Consider the following 6,242-nt stretch of genomic DNA (forward strand, 5'->3'; position numbering starts at 1 on the left):
GCCTCGGCTTCCTGTGCGACCGGTGTCGCCCCGTTTTCCACCGGGGTGGTGCGACGGCGCGTACGGCGACGCGTGCGGCGTGGCTTGGTGGTTTCTTCCTCGGCCACCGGGGCCGGGGCTGCCTCTTCCACTTCGACCACCACCGGATCGGCTTCCACAACCACTTCGCTGGGGGCGGTCGTCTGTTCGATCACGTCAAAGATGTCGATGATCGCATCGCCATACGGATCAGCCGGGGTGGGACCACGATAGGCTTCGGGTGCAGGAGCCGGTGCGGGCGTGGGAGGTGCGACCGGTGCGGGTGCTTCCTGTGCCGTATCCTCGGTCGCTGGCGTCTGGGCGCCCTGCGCTGCGGTACCATTGCCACGACGGCGACGGCGACGGCGGCGACGGCGATGGTCGGTACCCGATGCGATATCCTCGTCCTCTTCCGTGGTGGCCACGGCTTCGGCCGGGGTTTCCGCCGCTGGCGGCTCGGCCTGGATCTGGATTTCACGCACATGGCCGGTTTCAGCCGGTGCCTGTTCGATCACCGGCGCGTCGAAGCGGGCCGTCTGCTGGCGCACGCGCTCGATCTTGCAGTCCTGCGGCTGCAGGGCGGCATCGGGGGCGAAGGTGACCTGCATCTTGTGCCGGGTTTCGATTTCCGACAGCCAGTTGCGCTTGTGGTTGAGGATGTAGAAGGCGATTTCCGGCGTGACGCCAACGGAAATTTCCGCCGCCTTGCGCTGCATGCCCTCTTCCTCGATCGCGCGCAGCACATGCAGCGCCGAGCTTTCGATCCCACGCACGATGCCGGTGCCCTGACAGTGCGGGCAGGGCATGAAGGCGGATTCGGCAATGGAGGGGCGCAGGCGCTGGCGTGACATTTCCAGCAGGCCGAAATGCGAGATCTGGCCAACCTGAATGCGTGCGCGGTCCGTGCGCAGCGCGTCCTTCAGCTTGCGCTCGACCATGCCGTTATGCTTGCGGCTTTCCATGTCGATGAAGTCGATGACGATCAGCCCGGCCAGGTCACGCAGGCGCAGCTGGCGGGCGACTTCCTCCGCCGCTTCGAGGTTGGTGCGCAGCGCCGTTTCCTCGATATTGCGCTCACGCGTGGCGCGGCCCGAGTTCACGTCGATCGCGACCAGCGCTTCGGTCTGGTTGATGACCAGATAGCCACCCGATTTCAGCTGCACGGACGGTGACAGCATGGAATCCAGCAGCCCCTCCACCTTGTAGTGGGAGAACAGGCTCTGTTCATGGTCCTGCCACAGCCGCACCTTCTGCGCGTTCTGCGGCATGAGCATGCGCATGAACTCACGCGCGGACTTCCAGCCCGGTTCGCCATCGATCAGGATTTCGCTGACCTCACGCGTGTAGATGTCGCGGATGGCACGCTTGATCAGGCTGGCTTCTTCATAGATCAGCGCGGGGGCAACCGATTCCAGCGTGTGCTGGCGGATATCGTCCCACAGGCGCAGCAGGTATTCGCAGTCGCGCATGATTTCGGCGCGCGGGCGCTGGGCGCCTGCGGTGCGCACGATCATGGCCATGCCGCGCGGGATCTGCAGTTCGGTAATGATGTCACGCAGGCGGCGGCGGTCGGCTACCGAGGTGATCTTGCGTGATACGCCCCCGCCACGCAGCGAGTTGGGCATGAGCACGCAGTAACGGCCCGCCAGCGAGACATAGGTGGTCAGCGCCGCACCCTTGTTGCCGCGTTCTTCCTTGACCACCTGCACCAGCAGGATCTGGCGACGGCGGATGACTTCCTGAATCTTGTAGTTGCGCAGGAAGCGGGCGATGCGGCGCTGGGCCTGGGCTTCGTCGCCGGTGTCGTTTTCACCGCCTACGGTTTCGGGCTCGTCGTCCTCACCGGGTTCCTCGCCTTCCTCGGTGGCGGCGGGGGCGTCTTCTTCCTCGTCGTCACGCGCGCGGCGTTCTTCTTCCGCGCGGCGTTCCTCCTCCTGCAGCGCCAGCAGCTTTTCGCGGTCGGCTACGGGGATCTGGTAATAGTCGGGGTGGATTTCACTGAAGGCCAGGAACCCGTGGCGGTTACCGCCGTAATCCACGAACGCAGCCTGCAGGCTGGGTTCCACGCGGATAACCTTGGCCAGATAGATGTTGCCCTTGAGCTGCTTCTTGGATGCAGCTTCAACATCGTAATCTTCCAGGTGGTTACCATCCATCACGACCACGCGGGTTTCTTCCGCGTGGGTCGTGTCGATCAGCATGCGTTTGCTCATAAATAGGCGCACTCCGGTATGTCACGTTCCGGCATCCGGGCTGCGCGCGTGGTCCGTGGCGGCAGGGGGAGGCAGGGGGAACGGACAGAAACATGAAAAAACAGGCGACCGGACCCGGACGGAACACCACCGCGCGGCGCGCGGGCGGACAGGCCATGCCTGCCGCGTTGATGCGGCGCATTCGCGCCGCCCGCGGTGGGGCATGGTGTCATCGCATGTGCGGCAGAAACCCGCGTGGTGTTCAATCCATCCTCGGTCATGACTGGGGGAGGGCGCGGCCCGGCCTGATTGCCGGGGCGGGACCTTCCGTATCGACTGGTATGCCATCCGGTTTCCTGTCGATGGGGAACACCGGCGCGGCAGCGTCAGGTCGTGCGTGGCATGTGCCCCCACGCCGTGGCGTGGCCGGTATGTAAGACCGGTAAGCGTATGCCGCGCATGCTTGATGCATGCCGGATGGAGAAAGTCATGCCTGCTGGCATCGGGCCGTTTCGGACATGCCCGCAGGGCAGCCGGACTTGGCGTGGTCCATCACGGCTGGGCAGCATGACGCAATGAAACCATTCCTGCAAGGGGGCCTTGCGTTTATCCCGCTGACGACCGACCCGTACGGTGATAAGGAAAGCAGACAGACCCGTAACTGTTTTGACCGGAACAAGATGCATGCCCAAAGGCCGGCCGGATGGAAATGATGCCCCGCAGTCCACGTCATGGCACGATGGCGCGGGCAGGCGCATGCCCGACCTGACGCGGCGCCTGCTGGTGGGGGGGCTGGCCGGGCTTGCACCCACGACGGCACTGGCGCGGGTGGTAGCCCATGCCCCGGCCCATGGTGTGACCACCCATCATGCTGCCCACCCGTCCCATGCGCCGTTGCACGCCCCGGCCATTATCGGCCGCGCCGCGCCGCCCAAGCCGCTGGTCATGCTGGATCCCGGCCATGGCGGCAAGGATCCCGGCGCGATCGGCATTTCCGGGACGTATGAAAAGCATGTGGCGGAAGCCGCCGCCAGCGAACTGCAGCGCCAGCTTGAAGCCAGCGGGCGGTACCGTGTCGCGATGACCCGCGCCGATGACCGCTTCATTCCGCTGGAAGGCCGGGTGGACATCGCCCATGCCCACAAGGCGTCGCTGTTCATATCCATGCATGCGGATGCCCTGACCAACCGCGCCGTGCGCGGGGCCAGTGTCTATACCCTGTCGTCAAAGGCGTCGGACCGGCAGACGGCCATGCTGGCGCGGACGGAAAACAGCGCTGACCGCTATGGCGGCCCGCAGGTACATGCGGATTCGCCCGAGGTGCAGGAAATCCTTGCCAGCCTGGTGACCGAGGAAACGCGCCACGGCGCGGCCCACATGGCCAGCAGCATCGTCACCGCCTTCCGTCCGCGCATCGGCCTGCTGCAGCACCCGTCGCGCCATGCCTCGTTCGTGGTGCTGAAATCGGCTGATATCCCTTCCGTCCTGGTGGAGATGGGGTTCATGTCCAACCACATGGATGAAGCCGCCCTGCGGCAGGCTGCCCACCGCATGGTGGTGGCGGGGGCGATGGTGCAGGCGATCGACCGCTATTTCGCAACCGACAGCATGGTGACCCATGCCACGGGCTGACGTGGCGCGCAGGGGGACATGGCGGCCCGTCCGCGTGATGGGAAGGGGCGTGCTTTTACGGTTGCAATCGGGGGGCGGGCCTGTATTGTGCGCGCCATGGTAACGATAGCGCACATTGCTGGGGCTGGAACGGGCGCATACGCGCACCTGTCCGCGCGCGCATGTGCCGGTGTCGGGCTTCTTCGTCTTCGACTTATCCGCCCCTGAGCGATCAGGGCCGGCTGCGTGCCGGCGCGCCCAGGGGATTGATCAGGCCGTCCTAACGCCGGTTTGCGAACACGAATTGACAGGGGCGCGCGACAACCGTGTCCCCTCCCGTCACACAACAGGACCAAGTCCGAGGTTATTACCATGAGCATCGACCATCCTTCCTTTGGCCGTATCGACCCCAATCGTGTCATCATTTTTGACACCACCCTGCGTGATGGGGAGCAGTCGCCCGGTTTTTCCATGAACCTCGCGGAAAAGCTGCGCATGGCCGAAGCGCTGGAGGAACTGGGCGTGGACGTGATGGAGGCGGGCTTTCCCGTGGCGTCCAGGGGGGATTTCGACAGCGTTTACCAGATCGCGCAGAAGGTGAAGAACACCGTCGTATGCGCACTGGCGCGCAGCGGTGGCAAGAACGACATCGCCAGTGCGGGCGAGGCGATCAAACCGGCGAAACGCGGGCGTATCCACAACTTCATCTCCACCTCGCCGCTGCACATGAAATACAAGCTGCGCATGGAGCCTGAAACGGTTCTGGAGGTGATCGAGGCCGGCAACCGCGCCGCCCGCCAGTTTACCGACGATGTGGAATGGTCAGCGGAAGACGGCTCGCGCACCGATCCTGACTTCCTGTGCCGCTGCGTGGAAACTGCCATCCGCGCGGGCGCCACCACCATCAACATTCCCGATACCGTCGGCTATTCCACGCCCGAGGACATGGCCCGCATCTTTGCCGACCTGCGCGCCCGCGTGCCCGGTGCCGATGGGGTCATCTTCTCCACCCACAACCACAATGATCTGGGTCTGGGCGTGGCCAACACGGTTGCGGCGCTGAAGGCGGGCGCGCGGCAGGTGGAATGCACCATCAACGGCATTGGCGAACGTGCGGGCAATGCGGCGCTGGAAGAAATCATCATGGTGCTGCGCACGCGCCATGACGTGCTGCCGTTTACCACCGGCATCCATACCGAACGCCTGCTGCGCACCTCGCGCATGCTGGCCACCATCACCGGCTTTGACGTGCAGCCCAACAAGGCCATCGTGGGCCGCAACGCGTTCGCGCATGAAAGCGGCATCCATCAGGACGGTATCCTGAAAAATGCCGCGACCTATGAAATCATGACGCCCGAGAGCGTGGGCTGGACCCGTTCCTCCCTGGTGCTGGGCAAGCATTCGGGCCGTGCGGCCTTCCGCGACAAGCTGAAGGCAATGGGCTACGACAACCTGGAAGAAGCACAGTTCAACGAGGCGTTTTCACGCTTCAAGGATCTGGCTGACCGCAAGAAGGTCATTTACGACGAGGACCTGGTGGCGCTGGTCGATGATGAAGTGCGCGATCATGCCCGCATCCGTTTCGTTTCGCTGGATGTGACCGCCGGTTCGCGCCGCCCCGCCACCGCCGACCTGGTGCTGGACGTTGATGGGAAGCGCGAGGAAGGCCATGCCGAAGGGCAGGGGCCGGTTGACGCCGCGTTCAACGCCATCCGCGCCATTGTCGCCCATGACGCCACCCTGCAGCTGTATTCCGTCGGCGCCGTGACCGAAGGCAGCGATGCGCAGGCCCGCACTTCGGTCCGTCTGGAAGAAGGCGGCAAGCTGGTTGATGGTCAGGGGGCGGATGCCGATACGCTGGTTTCCGCCGTGCGGGCCTATGTCCATGCGCTGAACAAGCTGCTGGTCAAGCGTGACCGTGCCGAACCTGCAGCACTGGATGCCTGATCCCCTGCGGTGCGGGCAACGCCCTGCCGCCACTGATGCAACACCCCGCCACGGGATAGCCCGTGGCGGGGTGTCTGCTGTCCGGGAATGGCTGGCGGGTCAGTACCCGCCATAACCTTCCGGATAGGCGCCTTCCTGCGGGTAGGCGCCCTGCTGTGGGTAGCCTTCCTGACCGTATCCGCCGGACTGGCCGTAATAGCCATTCTGCTGGCCGTAATACCCGCCCTGCTGTCCATATCCGCCCTGTTGGGGATAGCCCTGCTGGGGATAGCTGGGCTGGGCATAGCCATAGCCCGCCTGCGGCTGCGCGGGATAGGCGGCGCGCTGGGGGACGCCCTGCGGGCAGGACTGGGGTGAATAGCCCGGCGGCAGTACGCGCCCGTCGGGGCAGATGGTGGAAGGGGCTTCTGCACGCGGACGGCGCGGCGGTGTCGTTGCGGCCCCGATCGCGGCCCCGCCCGCACCGCCCGCCAG

Annotated in this window: 4 protein-coding genes and 1 pseudogene; 3 read left to right on the plus strand and 2 right to left on the minus strand. The window is 65.1% G+C overall.

The window, feature by feature from the left end:
- A partial coding sequence (locus tag F1542_RS13700) for a ribonuclease E/G (protein ID WP_193733523.1) occupies nt 1-2,231 on the minus strand: 2,231 nt, incomplete at its 3' end.
- A 92-nt stretch (nt 2,232-2,323) separates the two neighbouring features.
- Between F1542_RS13700 and F1542_RS13705 the strand changes: the two genes are divergently transcribed.
- The 3 genes from F1542_RS13705 (at nt 2,324) to F1542_RS13715 (ending at nt 5,768) form a co-directional block, all read left to right on the plus strand.
- Nucleotides 2,324-2,647 carry a hypothetical protein gene (locus tag F1542_RS13705; protein WP_187293615.1) on the plus strand — a complete coding sequence of 108 codons (324 nt, stop codon included), beginning with the start codon at nt 2,324-2,326 and terminating at the stop codon, nt 2,645-2,647.
- Between the two features lie 247 nt (nt 2,648-2,894).
- The gene (locus F1542_RS13710; protein WP_193733524.1) at nt 2,895-3,842 is read left to right on the plus strand and encodes an N-acetylmuramoyl-L-alanine amidase; all 948 of its coding nucleotides are present in this window, start codon (nt 2,895-2,897) and stop codon (nt 3,840-3,842) included.
- Nucleotides 3,843-4,193: 351 nt separating this feature from the next.
- Nucleotides 4,194-5,768 carry a 2-isopropylmalate synthase gene (locus F1542_RS13715; RefSeq protein WP_193733525.1) on the plus strand — a complete coding sequence of 525 codons (1,575 nt, stop codon included), beginning with the start codon at nt 4,194-4,196 and terminating at the stop codon, nt 5,766-5,768.
- A 99-nt stretch (nt 5,769-5,867) separates the two neighbouring features.
- Here the strand turns inward: F1542_RS13715 and F1542_RS13720 are convergent.
- Nucleotides 5,868-6,242 (minus strand): annotated as a pseudogene (locus F1542_RS13720) (hypothetical protein); the annotation flags it as partial.

It is taken from the genome of Komagataeibacter sp. FXV3 (assembly GCF_015155755.1).
Lineage (GTDB): Bacteria > Pseudomonadota > Alphaproteobacteria > Acetobacterales > Acetobacteraceae > Komagataeibacter.